This window comes from Moraxella nasibovis, assembly GCF_029581575.1.
GTDB lineage: Bacteria > Pseudomonadota > Gammaproteobacteria > Pseudomonadales > Moraxellaceae > Moraxella > Moraxella nasibovis.
This window is the reverse complement of the sequence record NZ_CP089975.1, coordinates 908,716-927,146: the sequence shown is the minus strand read 5'-3', so window position 1 is coordinate 927,146 and position 18,431 is coordinate 908,716. Positions and strand designations below refer to the sequence as shown.

General features: G+C 45.5%; 20 protein-coding genes. 11 read left to right on the top strand and 9 right to left on the bottom strand.

Going from position 1 to position 18,431, the window contains the following annotated elements:
* Nucleotides 1–268: 268 nt before the first annotated feature.
* Both LU290_RS04400 and xseB read left to right on the top strand, forming a co-directional pair.
* The gene (locus tag LU290_RS04400) at nt 269–1,720 is read left to right on the top strand and encodes an NAD-dependent succinate-semialdehyde dehydrogenase (RefSeq protein WP_277809330.1); all 1,452 of its coding nucleotides are present in this window, start codon (nt 269–271) and stop codon (nt 1,718–1,720) included.
* Nucleotides 1,721–1,840: 120 nt separating this feature from the next.
* Nucleotides 1,841–2,044 carry an exodeoxyribonuclease VII small subunit gene (gene xseB, locus LU290_RS04395; RefSeq protein WP_277809329.1) on the top strand — a complete coding sequence of 68 codons (204 nt, stop codon included), beginning with the start codon at nt 1,841–1,843 and terminating at the stop codon, nt 2,042–2,044.
* A gap of 155 nt (nt 2,045–2,199) precedes the next feature.
* On the opposite strand, the gene pncB is transcribed toward xseB, so the two are convergent.
* Together pncB and LU290_RS04385 are read right to left on the bottom strand one after the other, a co-directional pair.
* Nucleotides 2,200–3,417, bottom strand: a complete 1,218-nt coding sequence (gene pncB, locus LU290_RS04390) for a nicotinate phosphoribosyltransferase (protein WP_277809328.1) — start codon at nt 3,415–3,417, stop codon at nt 2,200–2,202.
* Complete coding sequence (locus tag LU290_RS04385) at nt 3,381–3,581, bottom strand: hypothetical protein (RefSeq protein WP_277809327.1); 201 nt, start codon at nt 3,579–3,581, stop codon at nt 3,381–3,383. The genes pncB and LU290_RS04385 overlap by 37 nt, the downstream gene beginning before the upstream one ends.
* Before the next feature lie 72 nt (nt 3,582–3,653).
* Here LU290_RS04385 and lipB point away from each other — a divergent pair, with 72 nt between their 5' ends.
* The 7 genes from lipB to LU290_RS04350 all read left to right on the top strand — a co-directional run bounded on the left by lipB (nt 3,654) and on the right by LU290_RS04350 (nt 9,037).
* A complete protein-coding gene (lipB, locus tag LU290_RS04380) occupies nt 3,654–4,394 on the top strand; it encodes a lipoyl(octanoyl) transferase LipB (protein WP_370688544.1) in 741 nt (246 codons plus the stop codon).
* 57 nt (nt 4,395–4,451) lie between these two features.
* The gene (locus tag LU290_RS04375; protein WP_277809326.1) at nt 4,452–4,982 is read left to right on the top strand and encodes an inorganic diphosphatase; all 531 of its coding nucleotides are present in this window, start codon (nt 4,452–4,454) and stop codon (nt 4,980–4,982) included.
* A 135-nt stretch (nt 4,983–5,117) separates the two neighbouring features.
* Nucleotides 5,118–5,735, top strand: a complete 618-nt coding sequence (locus tag LU290_RS04370; protein ID WP_277809325.1) for an inner membrane-spanning protein YciB — start codon at nt 5,118–5,120, stop codon at nt 5,733–5,735.
* 138 nt (nt 5,736–5,873) lie between these two features.
* Complete coding sequence (locus LU290_RS04365; RefSeq protein WP_277809324.1) at nt 5,874–6,176, top strand: YciI family protein; 303 nt, start codon at nt 5,874–5,876, stop codon at nt 6,174–6,176.
* Nucleotides 6,173–6,595 (top strand): SH3 domain-containing protein, encoded by a 423-nt coding sequence (locus LU290_RS04360; protein ID WP_277809323.1) that lies wholly within the window; start codon nt 6,173–6,175, stop codon nt 6,593–6,595. The genes LU290_RS04365 and LU290_RS04360 overlap by 4 nt, the downstream gene beginning before the upstream one ends.
* A 5-nt stretch (nt 6,596–6,600) precedes the next feature.
* Nucleotides 6,601–8,538 (top strand): tRNA (5-methylaminomethyl-2-thiouridine)(34)-methyltransferase MnmC2, encoded by a 1,938-nt coding sequence (mnmC2, locus tag LU290_RS04355; protein ID WP_277809322.1) that lies wholly within the window; start codon nt 6,601–6,603, stop codon nt 8,536–8,538.
* A gap of 1 nt (nt 8,539) precedes the next feature.
* Nucleotides 8,540–9,037, top strand: coding sequence for a cytochrome c (locus LU290_RS04350; RefSeq protein ID WP_277809321.1), 498 nt, complete (start codon nt 8,540–8,542; stop codon nt 9,035–9,037).
* Between the two features lie 367 nt (nt 9,038–9,404).
* Here the strand turns inward: LU290_RS04350 and LU290_RS04345 are convergent, their stop codons facing one another.
* A complete protein-coding gene (locus tag LU290_RS04345) occupies nt 9,405–9,896 on the bottom strand; it encodes an REP-associated tyrosine transposase (RefSeq protein WP_277807862.1) in 492 nt (163 codons plus the stop codon).
* A gap of 310 nt (nt 9,897–10,206) precedes the next feature.
* On the opposite strand from LU290_RS04345, the gene LU290_RS04340 reads away from it, so the two are divergent.
* Complete coding sequence (locus tag LU290_RS04340; protein WP_277807698.1) at nt 10,207–11,208, top strand: IS110 family RNA-guided transposase; 1,002 nt, start codon at nt 10,207–10,209, stop codon at nt 11,206–11,208.
* A 240-nt stretch (nt 11,209–11,448) separates the two neighbouring features.
* On the opposite strand, the gene LU290_RS04335 is transcribed toward LU290_RS04340, so the two are convergent.
* The 6 genes from LU290_RS04335 to LU290_RS04310 form a co-directional block, all read right to left on the bottom strand.
* Nucleotides 11,449–11,733, bottom strand: coding sequence for a hypothetical protein (locus LU290_RS04335; RefSeq protein ID WP_277809320.1), 285 nt, complete (start codon nt 11,731–11,733; stop codon nt 11,449–11,451).
* 46 nt (nt 11,734–11,779) lie between these two features.
* Nucleotides 11,780–12,343, bottom strand: coding sequence for an ankyrin repeat domain-containing protein (locus LU290_RS04330; protein WP_277809319.1), 564 nt, complete (start codon nt 12,341–12,343; stop codon nt 11,780–11,782).
* Nucleotides 12,328–12,675, bottom strand: coding sequence for a GH-E family nuclease (locus LU290_RS04325; RefSeq protein WP_277809318.1), 348 nt, complete (start codon nt 12,673–12,675; stop codon nt 12,328–12,330). Before LU290_RS04325 ends, LU290_RS04330 begins: the two co-directional genes overlap by 16 nt.
* Before the next feature lie 71 nt (nt 12,676–12,746).
* Nucleotides 12,747–13,748 (bottom strand): IS110 family RNA-guided transposase, encoded by a 1,002-nt coding sequence (locus tag LU290_RS04320; RefSeq protein ID WP_277807698.1) that lies wholly within the window; start codon nt 13,746–13,748, stop codon nt 12,747–12,749.
* A 397-nt stretch (nt 13,749–14,145) separates the two neighbouring features.
* Nucleotides 14,146–16,851 carry a DNA gyrase subunit A gene (gene gyrA, locus LU290_RS04315; protein WP_277809317.1) on the bottom strand — a complete coding sequence of 902 codons (2,706 nt, stop codon included), beginning with the start codon at nt 16,849–16,851 and terminating at the stop codon, nt 14,146–14,148.
* Between the two features lie 102 nt (nt 16,852–16,953).
* Nucleotides 16,954–17,661 (bottom strand): NAD(P)H-binding protein, encoded by a 708-nt coding sequence (locus tag LU290_RS04310; protein WP_277809316.1) that lies wholly within the window; start codon nt 17,659–17,661, stop codon nt 16,954–16,956.
* A gap of 334 nt (nt 17,662–17,995) precedes the next feature.
* Here LU290_RS04310 and rpsT point away from each other — a divergent pair, with 334 nt between their 5' ends.
* Nucleotides 17,996–18,265 carry a 30S ribosomal protein S20 gene (rpsT, locus tag LU290_RS04305; RefSeq protein WP_277809315.1) on the top strand — a complete coding sequence of 90 codons (270 nt, stop codon included), beginning with the start codon at nt 17,996–17,998 and terminating at the stop codon, nt 18,263–18,265.
* Nucleotides 18,266–18,431 lie beyond the last annotated feature (166 nt).

Sequence of the window (18,431 nt, the reverse complement as noted above, 5' to 3'; positions counted from 1 at the left end):
ATTCAAACATTCAAAAAACAGCCATGAAAATAGCCATGCTCTCGCCAAATCCAGCGGTATGCATGACTGATAGCAAATCATCAATGATGTTTTATGCCTAAATCCTATTGGCATAGATTACATCATAATAACACAAAGGTTACATAACGCAAAATAATTTATTGTTGCTGTTACAATTTTGGTTCAATATTGTACGGTTATTATGCGGTTTAACATACAAGCACCGCCCACAGCGCAGTACCAACAACAAAAACCAAAAGGATCATCCATGCAGCTACAAAACCCCACCTTATTTCGTCAGCACGCACTCATCAACCACGAATGGCGCCAATCAGCGCACGGCAAGCGCATTGATGTTACCAATCCTTTTGACCAGACCATCATCGGCAGCATTCCTGACCTGTCAGCAGATGAAGTCAGGGATGCTGTGCAGTTCGCCAAAGACGCACAGAAAGCTTGGGCGGATAAGACCGCCTTTGAACGAGGCGAGATTTTGCACCGCTGGGCGGATTTGATTGACCAAAACATCGATGATTTGGCGCTCATCATGACCACCGAGCAAGGCAAACCGCTCAAAGAATCCAAAGGCGAGATCGGCTATGCCAACAGCTTTATCCGCTGGTTTGCCGAAGAAGGCAAGCGCATTTATGGCGACACCATACCCGCCAAGCACGCCAAACTCCGCCACATCGTCCTAAAACAGCCCATCGGCGTCTGTGCCGCCATCACCCCTTGGAACTTTCCAGCAGCGATGATTACTCGCAAAGTCGCACCAGCGTTGGCATCAGGCTGTACGATGATTGTCCGACCAGACAGCCAAACGCCTTTTTCCGCCCTAGCTCTGGGCGAGCTTGCCATTCAAGCAGGTCTGCCAAAAGGCGTATTACAAATCGTCACAGGCGAAGCCAAGGTCATCGGCAGTGTGCTGACTGAACATCCCGACATCAAAAAACTGTCATTCACTGGCTCCACCCAAGTGGGCAAACTACTCATGGCACAGTCTGCATCCACACTCAAAAAACTCTCGCTAGAATTGGGCGGCAATGCACCATTCATCATCTTTGACGATGCCAATATTGACAAAGCCATCGAAGGCGTGATGAGCTCAAAATACCGCAATGCAGGGCAAACTTGCGTCTGTGCCAATCGCATTTATGTACAGCGAGGCATTTTTGATGAATTTGTCAGTCTATTTAAGCAAAAAGTCGAAGCGCTGTCGGTAGGTAGCGGACTTGACGACCCTGATTTGGGCTGCTTAATCAATGAAAAAGCCATCAAAAATACCCAAGAGCTACTCAAAGACGCCCTAGACAAGGGCGCAACGCTCATCACAGGTGGCACGCCCCACCCCAAGCACCCAGCGTGCTTTTTGCCGACCGTCGTGACAGACATTACCAGTCAGATGCGTATCGCTCACGAAGAGATTTTTGCACCGATTGCCGCCCTTTATCCTTTTGATACAGAAAGCGAGGTCATCGCACAGGCGAACGATACGCCCTATGGCTTGGCGGCGTATTTTTATACAGACAATCACGCACGCTCATGGCGAGTAACGGAGCGCCTAGAATACGGCATGGTCGCCCAAAACACAGGACTGCTGTCCACCGAAGTCGCCCCCTTTGGCGGGGTTAAAGAATCTGGCTTTGGGCGTGAAGGTTCAAAATATGGCATGGATGAATATGTAACGACCAAATACTGGTGCTTGGACATTGGCGAATGATACGAACAAACAACACTTAACAAAGCGATGATTTTACATTACAATGGTTGCTCTGCCCATTGAAGTTTTTTAAGCAGCTTTCCAACAATTTCCCAACAGCCTCTTAAAACAGGACAAACCATGACCACAGCACCAAGCACCTTTAAAGACGCTTATCATATTTTAAAAACCAATGCCGAACAGTTAGAAAAGTCAGACGAGCTAGACATTGACAATCTGGTGACCACCGTTGAAGAGTCCATCGCCGCCTACAAAATTTGCCAAGAACGCATTTTGGCGGTAGAGCAAGCCTTAGCAAAGGCATTTGATGACGAATCGGTTTGATAAGCAAGACAGTTTTTTAGGGCGTAGGGCGAGCTGAGCGTAACCCAACATTTTGTGGCGTAACTCATTGAATTTATTGGGTTTCGCTTTGCTCAACCCAACCTACAAGACCGCATAGTTTTTGGTAATTTTAGTATTTGATAGAAACGGTCAAATTACTCACCATCAATGCCAAATACTTGTCGTAAATACGCCAAATAAGTATCGTCATCAATCATGGTCTTGCCAGGGCTGTCAGAGAGCTTGGCGACTGGCTGACCGTTGCACTGCACGAGCTTTAACACGATATTTAACTGCGTCAGCCCCACATCATTGGTAAGATTTGTGCCGATGCCAAAGCCTGTTTTGATACGCTCTTTAAAATATTGGTGCAAATCCCATGCCTTTTCTAAGGTCAGTCCATCACTGAAAGTCAGACTTTTGGTTTTTGGATCGATTTTTAGCATCTGGTAGTGACGAATCGCCTTATCACCCCATTCGTACGGATCGCCAGAGTCATGACGCAGACCGTCAAACAGCTTGGCAAAGTACAAATCAAAATCCCTTAAAAATGCGTCCATGCCCACCACATCGGTCAAAGCAATGCCCAAATCGCCACGGTATTCACGCACCCACGCCTCCAAAGCCGCCTTTTGGCTGTCTCTTAGACGCACATCTAATGCCTGAAACGCCTGCATGAACTCATGTGCCATCGTACCAATTGGGGTCAGCCCCAGCTCTTTGGCAAGATAAACATTGCTCGTGCCACGAAAAATAGATGGCGACTCTTTGGCAAGCGTTTTGACCACATGATAATGCCAATCTTTTGAATAACGGCGACGAGTGCCAAAATCTGCCACCGTAAAAGGCGGATTTTTTAGGTCGGATTGTTGCAGCATTTCATAATGCTTTAAAATTCGCACTTTTTCATCAAGCCGTTTTTGTCCTTCGCTGATGGCGTGATTGTCATTGAGTCGCTCATAATACAGCTGATTGACAATGGCAAGCACAAAAATCTCAAAGAACATCGCCTGAATCATCGCTCCTTCAATCTCAATGTTTAGGCGATTTTCATCGTCCGCCCAGACCTTGATGAATCGGCGTTTTAATTGAAACAGCTCCAAATAATCCACAAAATCCGTCTTAATAAACCGCAAACTTCTAAGATAATCCAGCTCGTCTTGTTTGAATTTGAGCGAACACAAAAAGTCAAGCTGAGTCTCTACATCATCTTTAATGTCGCCCAAATCAAAAGCAAGCTGGTCGTTATTGCGACAGCGAAAACGATACACACCATGCGTCTGGGGAAACTGGTGTAGCATGGCTTGGAGCATGGTGAATTTGTACAAATCATTATCTAATAACGAAGTAATGATGGGCTTGGCGGTTTGCATGACGACCCTAAAAATACTAATAAAACCGCTATCATACCGAAAATTTTGCCAATTTGCACCGTTTTTGCTAAAAATGTTGCAAATTTTTGAGAAGTTTTCTCATATTTGTCAATTTTTGGCATCATTTTTGGCAAGCCATCGCCAAAGCCATCAAAATTTGCCAAAAATTACTTAAAAAAACCACAAAATCAGAGTACAATAATGCAACAATCATCACAACAAAAACCATCATAACCATGACTCATTCTGCCATTTCGCTTGATTTAGCCACGCTTGACAACCAAGATTTACAGTGGGAACGACTACATACCAGCACGCACATTCACGCTGAGTATAACCACACGCATGATGCGATGCTGTCTTGCATTTTGGCACGCATTGACGCAAAAAAATACGGTAAAACCACGCCTGATGAGCTGTGGGTTGTCGAGCATCAAGATGTCTATACACTTGGGCAGGCGGGCAAAGAAGAGCATATTTTGTACCACACTGGCACACCCATCATCAAAACCGACCGTGGCGGACAGGTGACTTGGCACGGCACAGGGCAACTTGTGGTGTATTGGCTGTGGGATTTGCACACGCTTGGGCTTGGCGTGCGTGATTTGGTCAGCCATGCCGAGCAAGCGATTGAAGATGTGGTGAGCGAATATTTGCCAGATGAGCTGACTGCCAAGGCTCGCAAGGACGCCCCTGGTGTGTATGTCTATAATAATGATGGCGATATGCTTGGCAAAATCGCAAGCCTAGGCTTTAAAATCAAGCAAGGACACAGCTATCATGGCATCGCCATCAACCTAAGCAATGATTTGACCGCCTTTAACGCCATCAATCCGTGTGGCTATGCGGGCATGAGCATGGTCAAACTGGCAAGCTTTGGCAAATTTACCGCCGATGACACGCACGCCTTTATTCAAAAATTCATTAAAAATATTCAGCTTAGGCATGAAGGAATAATTGCACTTAGAGCGATTTAATATTACAATGGGGCGTTTTTTGAATTTTTAACTAACCAACCTATTTTGGAGCATTTTATGGCAGATTTTAACCAAATTTTAGACGCAGGCGATGTGGCTGGCGGCGTGATCAATGTCGTTGTGGAAATCCCAGCAGGCTCAAATCACAAGATTGAGTGGAACCGTGAGTTGGCGTGCTTTGAGCTTGACCGTGTTGAGCCGATCGCTTTTGCCAAGCCTTGCAACTACGGCTTTATCCCACAAACCCTAGACGAAGACGGCGATGAGCTGGACGCATTAATTTTCACCGAACAGCCACTGACCACAGGCATTTTCCTAAAAGCCAAAGTCTTGGGCGTGATGAAATTTGTTGATGATGGCGAAGTAGATGATAAAATCATCGTCGTGCCAGCAGACGACCGCAACAACGGCAATGCTTACAACTCACTAGAAGACTTGCCAGCCCAATTCATCAAACAGCTAGAATTTCACTTCAACCACTACAAAGACCTAAAAAAAGCAGGTACAACCAAGGTTGAAGGTTTCTTTGGCATTGATGAGGCCAAAGCGGTCATCGTAGAGAGTCAAAAACGCTGGACTGAAAAATAATTTTAGCGTTTTAAAGCATGAAAATAGCCCTTATTTTGGGCTATTTTTTGTTTTTGGCGGCGTGCTGACAAATTTGGGTTTTATTTTTCGTCATTTTATTTTAAACTATACACTTTTATCAGCTGCCGACCTTTCATGAAAGCCTTATTTGACTACATTCCCCTCATCGTCTTTTTTTATCTTTACAAGACCACCGACCAGACCAATCCGCACCATCCTTTGCTTGATGTGTTTGGCTTGACGGGGGCGACGACGAACAATCACATCATCGTCGCAACGCTGGGGCTGAGTCTGGCGACGCTCGTGGTGTATGGCTTTTTGTTTGTTAATCAAAAGTTTCGCCTTGAAAAACAGCAGGTTTTCGTGCTGCTCATGACGGTGGTCTTTGGCGGCTTGACTTTGGCATTTAGAGATGATTTTTACATTCGCCTAAAAGCTGTTTTGATTAACTTAGGCTTTGCCTTTGCATTGGCGGTGTCACCACTGTTTTTGAACAAACAATCCGCCATTGAAAAATTTCTCTCACCTGTCTTTGCGCTCAGTGTTAATGGCTGGCGAAAGCTGCATTGGGCGTGGGTGGGGTTTTTTGTGCTGATGGCAGGCCTGCATGCTTTTTTTGCCTTTGTGTTCATGGGCGGCGTGTACTGGGGTGAGTTCACTGCTTTTGGCGACATGATTGTGATGGTGATTTTTATGGCGGCGATGTTTTATGCGTTAAGAAATCACATTCGCAAGGATAATGTCAAGCCTTAATGATGTAAGGCAAGCATTATGACAGTCTATGAAGTTTAAGCAAACCAATCAAGCACCCAAAACAAGCTTTTTAAAACAAGCCACGCAAGACAAAGCCATCTGAGCCAAACTTATTTTAACCAAAAAAAGGAAAAACTCATGCCATTATTTGCCATCATCGGTCATGATGTCGCCGACAGTACCGCCAAGCGAGCTGAGATTCGCCCTGCTCATTTAGAGCGCCTCACCGCCCTTCATGCCCAAAATCGTCTGGTCATCGCAGGCCCCACACCCATCGCTCACGGCAAGCCTGCCATGAGTGGCAGCTTTATCATTGCACACTTTGACGACTTGGCACAGGCGCAAGCTTGGGCAAATGATGAGCCTTATTTGCATGGTGGTGTGTACAGCCATGTGGAGATTAAGCCTTTCATTCAAGCCTTGCCAAAAGTAGATTCATGATGAAAAAATCCGCTTTGTTGTTAATTTCTTGCTTGGCTTTGGTAATGCCTGCACAAGCGACCAGCGCCCAAGACATCAATCAAGCCAGCAGCCAGACTGTCACGCAGACCGCCGCTCAGACAGGGGAAGTAGATACCCCCGTGCAAATCAATACCCCGCATGACAGCCAAGCGCCGAGTCTGGCGGAAATCGCCGCACCAAATGACAGCACGCTGTCTCGTGCCAATGCCGAGCTTTTGGTAAAAAACGCTGAGCTTGAACGCCGCATCAATGACCTAACCACGCAAGTCAATGTCTTGACGCATGAGCGCAGCGGTCAGCTGTTCTTGTACGGTGCGCTTACCGTGCTTGTGACCATCGGTCTGTGCGTGCTGGCAGGCGCACTCATCTCCATGCGTGGGCAGCGCAGCCGCTGGTAGTCCCAATGCAGCAAGTACAGCACGCCGTCATCGACTGGCAAACCGACCATCAGGGCAACACCGTACCCACATCAAGCCACTTTGATGATGTGTATTTTTCACATGCAGGCGGTCTGGATGAGAGTCATTATGTCTTTGTTTTGGGTAATGACTTGCCACAAAGATTCTCCAATTTGACCGAGCATCAGACTTTTGTTGTGGCGGAGACTGGCTTTGGCACTGGGCTAAATTTCCTTGCTGTCTGTCAGCTGTGGGACGAGCTTAAGGGTAAAAATAAGCTTGCCGATGGCGCTCGCCTGCACTTTATCAGCACAGAAAAATACCCGCTAAGCCGCCACGACCTTCAAAAGGCGCTTGCCGCTTGGCAAGACACTAATAAAAACGCCGCCATTTTGGCACTCTCTCAGGCGCTCATCAAAGACTATCCTTTACCACTGGCAGGCTGTCACCGCATTGACATTCGTGATGACATCGTGCTTGATTTGTGGCTGGGCGACGCCAAAGACAGCTTTGAGACGCTTTATAAGACCCAAATGATGCAGGCAACTGGCGCAAAAATCAACGCATGGTTTTTGGACGGCTTTGCACCCAGTAAGAATATGGATCTTTGGTCGGATGCGCTGTTTGAACTCATAAAAAATCTATCCGCCCAAGATGCCACACTCGCCACTTTCACTGCGGCAGGATTTGTTCGTCGTGGCTTGATGGCTGCCGGATTTGAGATGAGTAAAAGACAAGGCTTTGGGCGTAAGCGAGAGATGCTTACCGGCAAGCTTTTGTCAGATGAGTCAGATGAGTCAGCCCAGCCATCACCGACACACCTGCCCACAAGACCCAAGCACATCGCCATCATCGGCGCAGGCGTGAGCGGTCTGTGTGCAGCGTACGCCCTTGCCCAGCGTGGCATTCGCATTACCTTGCTTGACAAAGACGCACCTTTGGCAGGCGCATCGGGCAATCCTTGTGCCATGTTTGCGCCCAAGCTGTCGCTCATTGAACAGGCAGCGCACCACTTATCGACCGTGTCATTTTTATACGCATCACGATTTTATGACAAGCTCAATCAAATCGACGCTGTGTACGCCAAGCTTGGTGCGGTGGATTTTTTATTACCCACCCAAAAAAACTACGACAAACTTTGTGCACTTGTCACCCCCTACCCTGATGAGCTGATTCATCAGATTGAGCCGATTTATCCCAATCAGCCCATTCACACTTTCGTGCCAAAGGCAGGTCTGATCAGCCCAAAAAATCTGGCGACATCCGTCCTTGCTCATCCGCTGATCTCATGGCAACAAGCCCACATCACAAAAATCAACAGCGATGCAGGCATCACCCTTATTGGCGACGACCCAAGCACGCCTGCCATCACAGCAGATCAAGCCATCATCACCGCAGGTTTTGAAAGTCATCGGCTGCACAAAGCGTTATTCAACCCACGCAAAATCCGTGGGCAAGTTTCGTGGCTTGACATCGACCAGCCAGCCTTCGACCTCCTGCCAGACCACCCCATCAAATACGATGGCTACTGCGCCAAATTCAGCCAAGATGGCAAACCTAAGTTTTTGATGGGTGCAAGTTTTGTGCGAAATTGTATCGATACCGACATCAAGGTCGCCGAGCATGAGTTTAATATGGGCAAATTGGCAGACAGTCTGCCAAGTATCAGCGCCATCATCGAGCCGCACACCGCACAGATGAAAGGGCGTGCCAGTATTCGTGCGCAAACACCCGACTACCACCCCATCATCGGGCAAATCGACTGCCATATTTACGCCATGTACGGCATGGGCTCTAAGGGCTTTACCTTTGCGCCTTTATGCGGTGAAGTGTTGGCGGCGATGATTTGCGGTGAGACCCTACCCATCTCTCATGAGCTGCTTGCCAAGATCAGCCCCAATCGAGTACGCCTTGCCACGCCACTAACAGACAATGAAACATAGCATGCTAAAAGTACGAATTTTACTATATCTTACTGGCATTGCGCTTATCACCGCTTGCCAGCCAAACCCTGCACCACCAAGCGAATCCACACACGAATCTACAAAAGAATCTACAAAAGAACCCGCCAGCAAAACCGCCATCAAAGCCAGACGAGACCTGATGCACCGATGGGGCAAGGCGCATGATGTCATCAAAAACATGCACAAACAGCCCGACACTTTTAATGCTGCCCTGCTGACCGAAAAAGTCGCCATGATCAATAACAGCAAATCTCAAATGTGGCTTTATTTTAATGACGACACTAAGGGCAACCGAGTCAATCGCTTAGTCAGTCAAAACCGCACAGATTTTCAAGCGCAATCAGATGAATTTGATGCACTCATAGAAAGCCTTTACCAAGCCAGTAAACAAGCCAAAAACATTAATGATGTCAAGCCCACGCTTGATAAAATCCATGCCAGCTGCAAAAACTGCCACAAAACCTACAAAAAGTTGTAAGACGAAAGCTACATAAAAAACGCCAATCGGACAAGGATTGGCGTTCTGGTTTATTCAACATCACTATGCGTTTCGCTATCGGTCGTGGTTTCTGCGATTTCAGCCCGTAAGTTGGGCTCTGGCACGAAACCCAACAAATTCAATGATTTACACTGTAATGCTTAGGTTACGCTGTCGCTAACCTGAGCCTACGGGCTGCCTCGCACTTTTCTGGATGCGGTGTATTTAATAAGCTCGGTAGGTTGGGTTGAGCTTGCGAAACCCAACAAATTCAATGGGTTGCACCATAATTTTGGCTTTATCATCATTTCACTTCCCATCACATCAAAACCATTCATATTTTACATCAAAACCACTTTATATAAAATCAGCCGCCCCACTCTTTTGGTAAAATTCCCTGCTGAACATACCGATGAAATGATGAATATTGCCAATCTGACACCTTGCTCACTAGACCGTGTTTTACAGGGTTGATGTGGATATAATCAACATGAAAATTAAAATCTTGCTCGTCTTTGATGCAATGCTCCCAAAAGCGTCTTTGCCAAATGCCCCTTTCTTGCTTTTTTTGCCGACTTGTTGAAATTCGTTCTGTTTTGGGGAGTTTTTGAGAAAAATAAGATTTGATCAGACGAATGCGTGTGGAATAATCACAATCATCATCAAAGGTGCATAGCATGTGCAGATGGTCTGGCAATATCACGATAGCGTCAATGTCAAATGGGCGCTGCTGCTTGACGATTTTAAAGGCATGACGCAGCTCATCGATGTGCCTTAACAGCAAATCACTGGATCGATCTGCCAGATTTAGGGTGAAAAAATAGCTTTTATTTGGCTCGTAATGTCGGCGATATTTCATGTCATCATACAAATAAAGGTATAGGGCTGGCAAAGTCCCCTAAATTCAATAAGTTACACCGCAAATGTTGGGTTTCACATTCGTTCAACCCAACCTTGTATCTCACCACCAAGACTAGCTATCTTGGTGATGGCATGGTAGATTATACCATCACCCTAAGTTACTTGGTAGTTTCTACCCAACCTGAGTACTTTGATGCTGTCTCGTAGATTAAACCCAAGTAGCTTTCTTATCATCGTACAATCTGAATGGTATCCAAGCGCTTGATTGATTTTCAATCATGACGCTGAATGAACAAGGCTAGATGACAATGACTTATTATGTTGGTATTGATGTTAGCAAGCACAAGCTGGATGTGGCTTGGCTTAAAGAGTTAAGTACAATGAAAGTCAAAACCAAAGTCTTTAATAATCACTTTGATGACTTTGAACACATCATTCATTGGCTTAAAACCAATCTTGGTGCAAGTGTCAGCTTTAACGACATTCATCTTATTATGGAAGCCACAGGGGTATATCACGAACCTTTGGCGTATTATTTACACGATTTAGGCTTTAAAGTCTCTATCATCAATCCTGCCTTTGTCAAACACTATGCGGACAGTTTAGGCGTAAGACAAAAGACAGATAAAAAAGACAGTATTGTCCTTGCCAGATATGGCAGAGCCACCCACCCTGATGCTTGGATTGCCCCAAGTATTGAAGCTCGTCATTTAAAGTCTTTGCTTTCTCGTCTTGATGCTCTAAATGAAGACTTACAGCGAGAAGAAAACCGCAAAGAAAAAGCAGAAGTGGCAGACACAACCCCCATTGTTAAACAATCCATTGACGAGATGATTGTGGCATTAAAATTGGCAATCAGCAAATTAAACGATGACATTGACACTCATATCAACAACCACCCCAAACTTAAAGAAGAGCAAACACTCTTACAAAGCATCAAAGGAGTGGGACAGGTGGTGTCAAGACAAATGCTTAGTTTGTTTAATACCAAACAATTTAACAATGCCAAACAAGTCTCTGCTTTTTTAGGGTTGATTCCCAAACAACAAGAATCAGGATTGTTTAAAGGCAGATCAAGACTTGCCAAAACAGGCAATGCTCAATTAAGAGCTAAGCTGTATATGGCAGCAGTCGTTGCCACCAAGTACAATCCAGACATTAAAGACCAATACGAACGCTTACAACAAAATGGCAAATGCAAAATGCAAGCTTTATGTGCTTGTATGCGTAAATTGGTGCAAATCTGCTTTGGTGTGATCAAACACCAAACTCCCTACACCCCACAAGTTAGGATAGATAATATGGCTTGACAAGGGGTGGGGAGAGATGGTATCTACGGGCTGAACAGAACAAGGTCAAAGAGACAGCCAATGCCAATCGTGTTGGTAAGGATAATATATGGTAAGATGCGTGGTTGGTGTGGGTCATGGGTTTGGGTCTTTTTGAGGTTGTGGGTTGTGGGTTATGGGATTTGGAGGTTTAGCAAATCAAAGTCAAACAATTCAATGGGTTACACCATAAATGCTGGGTTACGCTATCGCTAACCCAGCCTACGGGCTGATGTCCAAAAGATCTTGATCTGTATATGCTTGACCTCTTAAATCAATATAAATCTTTTGCATCATACCTTCTGGTAGGTGCTTGTCTCTTTCTATTGATTGTTCTGCAATGATGGTAATTAAGTTATTGCGATTGTCGTGAATATCATAGTTTTTGACTTCAATACTACAAGTATTGCCAATACACCAATCAGGTCTGACAGAGCCTGGTGTACCATAATCTACTTCTTCGCCACCTTTAAAACTAACCTGTTCTCTTGCTCCAACAGGTAGCATTTTACCAACATCTTGTTCAGATTGTTGTGGTGTGGGTTATGATGTTTTATTTTTCCTGAAAATTCTCAGTTAATCTATCTACAAGTGGCTGTAGATAGGGTCTGTAAGATTGCTCTCCCTTTGAATTGTAGGGGTGTAAGGCCTTTTTTAGATAATCAAAAAATGATGATTTTGATCTTTCCGAAATTAGTTCATAGGGATCTATGCCATATTCAAACATATATTCAAAAATAGGTACATCTTCTTCTAAAATAATTTTTCCAACCAACTGTTGTAATGCAGTTACGCCTCTTTCATTTCTAATATGCGGGTTAGCACCTGCTTTTAATAATGCCAATACTGCATCAGCATTATGCTCACGCACAGCATAATGTAGTGGTGTATCGCCATATTGATTTTGAGCGTCTAATGGTACACCTTGTTCTATATAAAACTCCATCACTTCTACAGGCGAAGGGTTAAGTGTATTTGCAGAGTGTAGCCAATTTGATTTACCACGATTGATATAAAATATATCAAAGGATTTATCTTCCAAAAAGACTTGTTTTAGAAAATCAACATTACCTTCGTGATTGGCTCTAATAATTCTCATTGCTAGATTTTCTTGCATTGATTGGTCTGAGGGTCTAGTATGCATAGTTTGTCTCTCTTGTTTAAAAAATCATTCATATCATCTTTAATATTACCTAAATCTTCTAGGCTTTTATTTTCACCTTGATGACCTAGATTGAATTTATCATTTTGCAACTCAAAATGACCTGATCTGGCATTGACATAGTCATTTAGTGTGGCTTGATCCCAGCCAAGCTCGGTGGCAGCTGCGATAATTCGTCTATTCTCCCAGTTTGTTTTATGACCATAATGATAAGGGGGTTCAATGACATTGTCATCATCATCTAGAGCTTTTCCATCAGCGTTATAGTTGTGACTTGCTTCAATCAAACGCTTTGTGTTCGCCCTTAAAGAAGGTCTGGTTAAATCAGCCCGTAGATACCATCTCTCCCCACCCCTTGTCAAGCCATATTATCTATCCTAACTTGTGGGGTGTAGGGAGTTTGGTGTTTGATCACACCAAAGCAGATTTGCACCAATTTACGCATACAAGCACATAAAGCTTGCATTTTGCATTTGCCATTTTGTTGTAAGCGTTCGTATTGGTCTTTAATGTCTGGATTGTACTTGGTGGCAACGACTGCTGCCATATACAGCTTAGCTCTTAATTGAGCATTGCCTGTTTTGGCAAGTCTTGATCTGCCTTTAAACAATCCTGATTCTTGTTGTTTGGGAATCAACCCTAAAAAAGCAGAGACTTGTTTGGCATTGTTAAATTGTTTGGTATTAAACAAACTAAGCATTTGTCTTGACACCACCTGTCCCACTCCTTTGATGCTTTGTAAGAGTGTTTGCTCTTCTTTAAGTTTGGGGTGGTTGTTGATATGAGTGTCAATGTCATCGTTTAATTTGCTGATTGCCAATTTTAATGCCACAATCATCTCGTCAATGGATTGTTTAACAATGGGGGTTGTGTCTGCCACTTCTGCTTTTTCTTTGCGGTTTTCTTCTCGCTGTAAGTCTTCATTTAGAGCATCAAGACGAGAAAGCAAAGACTTTAAATGACGAGCTTCAATACTTGGGGCAATCCAAGCATCAGGGTGGGTGGCTCTGCCATATCTGGCAAGGACAATACTGTCTTTTTTATCTGTCTTTTGTCTTACGCCTAAACTGTCCGCATAGTGTTTGACAAAGGCAGGATTGATGATAGAGACTTTAAAGCCTAAATCGTGTAAATAATACGCCAAAGGTTCGTGATATACCCCTGTGGCTTCCATAATAAGATGAATGTCGTTAAAGCTGACACTTGCACCAAGATTGGTTTTAAGCCAATGAATGATGTGTTCAAAGTCATCAAAGTGATTATTAAAGACTTTGGTTTTGACTTTCATTGTACTTAACTCTTTAAGCCAAGCCACATCCAGCTTGTGCTTGCTAACATCAATACCAACATAATAAGTCATTGTCATCTAGCCTTGTTCATTCAGCGTCATGATTGAAAATCAATCAAGCGCTTGGATACCATTCAGATTGTACGATGATAAGAAAGCTACTTGGGTTTAATCTACGAGACAGCATCAAAGTACTCAGGTTGGGTAGAAACTACCAAGTAACTTAGGGTGATGGTATAATCTACCATGCCATCACCAAGATAGCTAGTCTTGGTGGTGAGATACAAGGTTGGGTTGGGCTGAGCTTGCGAAACCCAACAAATTCAATAATTTATGCCATAAATGCTGGGTCACACTGTCGCCAACCTGAGCCTACGGGCTGCAAAAACTGCCATAAAACCTACAAAAGTTGTAAAACGCATAAAACAGCATAAAAAAACGCCAATCGGACAAGGATTGGCGTTTTGGTTTATTCAACATCACTATGCGTTTCGCTATCGGTCGTGGTCTCTGTGATTTCAGCAGTTTGCACTTCATCGCTTTCCACTTCTTCATGCTCCACGCACGCCACACCGACCAAGGTCTCGCCCTCACCGATGCGAATCAGACGCACGCCTTGGGCATTACGCCCTGCGATGGCGATTTGGGCAACAGGCGTACGCACGAGCGTGCCTTTGTCCGAAATCAAAATCACATCTTCATCGCCAGTTACCGACACCGCCTTGACCAACTGACCGTTACGCTCGCTCGTCTTGATGGCGATCACGCCTTGACCACCACGCCCTTTGGTCGGATAGTCATTAATCGGCGTGCGCTTACCATAGCCACGCTCACAAGCACACAAAATCTCGCCTGCCGTCGGCACGACTACCAAGGACACCACACGGCTCACCGACACGACGCTGTCATTATCAGTATCATCAGTCTCGTCATCGCTTGGCTCATCGTCGTCCAAGCCCAGATTTGCCATCAGATTGACACGGATGCCACGCACACCCTTGGCAGTACGCCCCATGGCACGGATGGCAGACTCTTTAAAGCGAATCGCCTTGCCTTCGTTGGAGAACAGCATGATTTCTTGTTCGCCATCGGTAATCGCCACGCCCACCAAGCTGTCGCCCTCCATCAGGTCGATGGCTCTTAGACCATTGGCTCGCAAATTGGCAAACTGCGAAAGTGCCACACGCTTGACCGTACCACTGGCGGTGGCAAAAAAGACAAACTTATCATCAGCTTTTAGGTCATCGACTGGCAAGATGGCGGTCACGCTCTCGTCAGGGGCGATGCTGATGAGATTGACCAAAGGTCGCCCTTTTGAGCCACGAGATGCGATCGGCACTTCAAAACCACGCAAGCCAAACACTCGACCCGTATTGGTAAAGCACAAAATATGGGCGTGCGTACTGGTCACGATCAGATGCTCGATGACATCATCTTCTTTCATGGCGGTGGCAGATTTACCCTTGCCGCCTCGTTTTTGGGCTTGATAATCGCCAATCGGCTGCGTCTTGGCATAGCCTGTGGCAGAGACCGTCATCACCACCGTCTGCTCTGGAATCAAATCCTCACGGCTAAAATCTGCTCGTGAATCGACGATGTCGGTCTTGCGCTCATCACCAAAATCATCACGAATCTGCACAAGCTCGGTTTTGATCAGATTCATCAGCACATCAAAATCCGCCAAAATCAGCTGCAAGCGAGCAATCTCACGCAAAATCTCTTGATACTCTGCGGATAATTTATCCTGTTCAAGCCCTGTCAAGCGGTGCAGCTGCATATCCAAAATCGCATTGACCTGCTCTGGCGATAAGCGATATTCTTTATCGTCATTGATCAAACCAAAGGGCGCGTTCAAATCCTCACCTTCGATGATCTCAGGGCGCACCGACTGCGCTCCCGCCGCCGCCAACATCGCCACCACACCGCCAGACTGCCAGACACGAGACAGCAGATTTTCACGAGCCTCAGCTCGGTTGGCAGACTTTTTGATGGTCTCGATGATGTCGTCAATATTGGCAAGGGCAATGGTCAAGCCTTCAAGCAAATGCCCACGAGCTTTTGCTTTGTTTAATTCAAAAATCGTACGGCGAGTCACGACCTCCTGGCGATGACGAATGAATGCTGAAATCAAGTCGTGCAAAGTCATTAGGCGTGGCTGACCGTTGTCAAGGGCGACCATATTGATGCTAAAACTCGACTCCAAAGGGGTCTGCAAAAACAGATTGTTCACCACGACCTCAGCGTTTTCGCCACGCTTTAAGTCGATGGCAATGCGCATGCCTTCTTTGTCTGATTCGTCACGAATGGCAGAAATGCCGTCGATTTTTTTGTCATTGACCAAGCCAGCGATCTGCTCGATGAGCTTGGCTTTATTGACCTGATAAGGAATCTCTGTAAAGACAATGCGCTCACGGTCCTTTGAGCTGCCTTCCATATTTTCAATGGTATAACGACCACGAATGTGCAAGCGTCCTTTGCCCGTCATATAAGCATCACGGATGCCGCTGCGACCATGGATGATGCCCCCTGTGGGGAAGTCGGGACCTGTGATGTGGCTTGCCAGCTCATCGGCGCTGATCATGGGGTTGTCGGCATAGGCAAGGCAGGCATTCACCACTTCGGTTAGGTTGTGCGGTGCCATGTTGGTCGCCATACCCACAGCGATACCCGTCGCCCCATTGACCAAAAGATTTGGCACACGGGCAGGCAGGACAGACGGCATTTGCTCAGAGCCGTCATAGTTATCCTCCCAGTCCACCGTGTCTTTATCCAAGTCGGCAAGCATTTGGTGTGTCAGCTTCTGCATACGCACTTCGGTATAACGCATCGCCGCTGGTGGATCGCCATCGACCGAACCGAAGTTGCCCTGACCATCGACCATCATATAACGCATAGAAAACGGCTGAGCCAGACGCACGATGGCATCATACACGGCTATATCGCCATGCGGATGGTATTTACCGATGACATCGCCGACCACACGAGCCGACTTTTTATAAGGCTTATTATAGTCATTAGACAGCTCGTGCATGGCATACATCACACGGCGATGCACAGGCTTAAGCCCGTCTCGCACATCAGGCAAGGCACGAGAGACGATGACGCTCATGGCGTAGTCAAGATAAGATTGTTTTAATTCATCAACAATCCCAACGGGAGTCACAGAATCGGTCATAACCAACCTTTTTTCATATTAAAATCAAGCGTCCATTATAACACAAACGCACACAAAAACCCACAGCCAAAAACAGCCCAAAATGCCTCAAAACATCCCAAATTAAGGGTGTTTATCTACCTCAGTCATGGCACACATCTCATCATGGCTGATGACAAGATGCGGCTCAAAAGACTGATGCTTATTATGCAAATGCAAACGATAAGCCGTAAGCGACATCGCAGCAGCCACTCGCTTGGGCGTCAGCCGCTGTTTTTTGTCCAGACTCAAAGCAGAGCTAAGCGTGTTTTTGGCAAGGTTTAGCCCAAATCTGCCCGCCGTCTTAAAGGAAAATTTGTCTTTGGCAAAGGTCAGCTTATGCAAGCGAAAAAACACCACTTTGCTAAAATCTAGCGACTTTAAATAATGCTCCACATCCGCCCGAGCGATGAGCTCAGTGTCTCGCCCTGCCTTGTCAGCGCCCATTTTTGACAGATAAAAAAAGCGCTGAACGCCCTTGTCTTGGCACGCATTAGCAAATGCGATATTAAACAGCACATTGACCTGATAAAACTCATCCTCGCTCATGGCATCTTGCTTGTCCATGCCAAGGCAGCTAAAAGCATCCGTGTCCGCACCGATGGCCATGCTGGCGATGGTGTCAGACAACGCATCAAAATTTTGCACATGATAAATGTGCGTGTTTTCGCTGATAGTGGCAGGCTGCGTGCGGGTGATGACGATGAGCGTGTCATAAAGCGCCGCAAGCTCTCGGGTGAGCGCCTGACCGACCCGCCCAGACGCACCAATTAAGACTGCTTTTCTTTTCATAAATCGCCGACATAAAGCTGACATAAAAGTAATGTGCCATTTTAACACAAAAGCCACAAAAATTGGCAGCAATCACAGCGAAAGTCTTGCCAAAGCGCATAAAAATGCCGTAAAATACAGCAACTTTTTATTTGAGCGCTGATTTTTATTGAATCTGCTGTTTTTTTTTGATAAAATGGCGCTTTATGATGTTAGGCATCGTGTCTATTTTTAAGTGCATGGCTTAATAAAATGCGCCATTTTCCACTTAAAAATGACGATTCGGTGGCTGCCCGAATTGTCACGCTTAGCATTTTTGACCTTTAACATTCACTCATTTATCCAAGGATAAACCATGGCAAACTCAGCACAAGCTCGCAAACGCGCTCGTCAAAACACCAAGCGTCGTCAACATCTGGCGTCACAACGCTCTATGGTGCGTACTTTCATCAAGCGTGTCAATGCAGCCATTGAAGCAAAATCATACGAATTGGCTACCGAAGCTTACAAAAAAGCCGTTCCAGTCATCGACCGCATGGCTGACAAAGGCGTCATTCACAAAAATAAAGCCGCTCGTCATAAGAGCCGCCTAAACACTGCCATCAAGGCACTTAAAGACGCTTAATTGACCAATTAAGCAATTTAAGCCAAAAAAGACCTTCATCGCAAGGTCTTTTTTTATTGGTGTTCATTTCATATCATAAGCGATTTGACAGCCGCCCTACTCATACATACAAATTTTTTACAAATTTTACTTGCAAAAAATAGATACATCTGTAAACTAAGCAGGG

Bases quoted from the DNA above. Each gene is read 5' to 3' on its own strand.
- LU290_RS04400 (WP_277809330.1), top strand. From the start codon at position 269: ATGCAGCTACAAAACCCCACCTTATTTCGTCAGCACGCACTCATCAAC.
- xseB (WP_277809329.1), top strand. From the start codon at position 1,841: ATGACCACAGCACCAAGCACCTTTAAAGACGCTTATCATATTTTAAAA.
- pncB (WP_277809328.1), bottom strand. From the start codon at position 3,417: ATGCAAACCGCCAAGCCCATCATTACTTCGTTATTAGATAATGATTTG.
- lipB (WP_370688544.1), top strand. From the start codon at position 3,654: ATGACTCATTCTGCCATTTCGCTTGATTTAGCCACGCTTGACAACCAA.
- LU290_RS04375 (WP_277809326.1), top strand. From the start codon at position 4,452: ATGGCAGATTTTAACCAAATTTTAGACGCAGGCGATGTGGCTGGCGGC.
- LU290_RS04370 (WP_277809325.1), top strand. From the start codon at position 5,118: ATGAAAGCCTTATTTGACTACATTCCCCTCATCGTCTTTTTTTATCTT.
- LU290_RS04365 (WP_277809324.1), top strand. From the start codon at position 5,874: ATGCCATTATTTGCCATCATCGGTCATGATGTCGCCGACAGTACCGCC.
- LU290_RS04360 (WP_277809323.1), top strand. From the start codon at position 6,173: ATGATGAAAAAATCCGCTTTGTTGTTAATTTCTTGCTTGGCTTTGGTA.
- mnmC2 (WP_277809322.1), top strand. From the start codon at position 6,601: ATGCAGCAAGTACAGCACGCCGTCATCGACTGGCAAACCGACCATCAG.
- LU290_RS04350 (WP_277809321.1), top strand. From the start codon at position 8,540: ATGCTAAAAGTACGAATTTTACTATATCTTACTGGCATTGCGCTTATC.
- LU290_RS04345 (WP_277807862.1), bottom strand. From the start codon at position 9,896: ATGAAATATCGCCGACATTACGAGCCAAATAAAAGCTATTTTTTCACC.
- LU290_RS04340 (WP_277807698.1), top strand. From the start codon at position 10,207: ATGACTTATTATGTTGGTATTGATGTTAGCAAGCACAAGCTGGATGTG.
- LU290_RS04335 (WP_277809320.1), bottom strand. From the start codon at position 11,733: ATGCTACCTGTTGGAGCAAGAGAACAGGTTAGTTTTAAAGGTGGCGAA.
- LU290_RS04330 (WP_277809319.1), bottom strand. From the start codon at position 12,343: ATGCAAGAAAATCTAGCAATGAGAATTATTAGAGCCAATCACGAAGGT.
- LU290_RS04320 (WP_277807698.1), bottom strand. From the start codon at position 13,748: ATGACTTATTATGTTGGTATTGATGTTAGCAAGCACAAGCTGGATGTG.
- gyrA (WP_277809317.1), bottom strand. From the start codon at position 16,851: ATGACCGATTCTGTGACTCCCGTTGGGATTGTTGATGAATTAAAACAA.
- LU290_RS04310 (WP_277809316.1), bottom strand. From the start codon at position 17,661: ATGAAAAGAAAAGCAGTCTTAATTGGTGCGTCTGGGCGGGTCGGTCAG.
- rpsT (WP_277809315.1), top strand. From the start codon at position 17,996: ATGGCAAACTCAGCACAAGCTCGCAAACGCGCTCGTCAAAACACCAAG.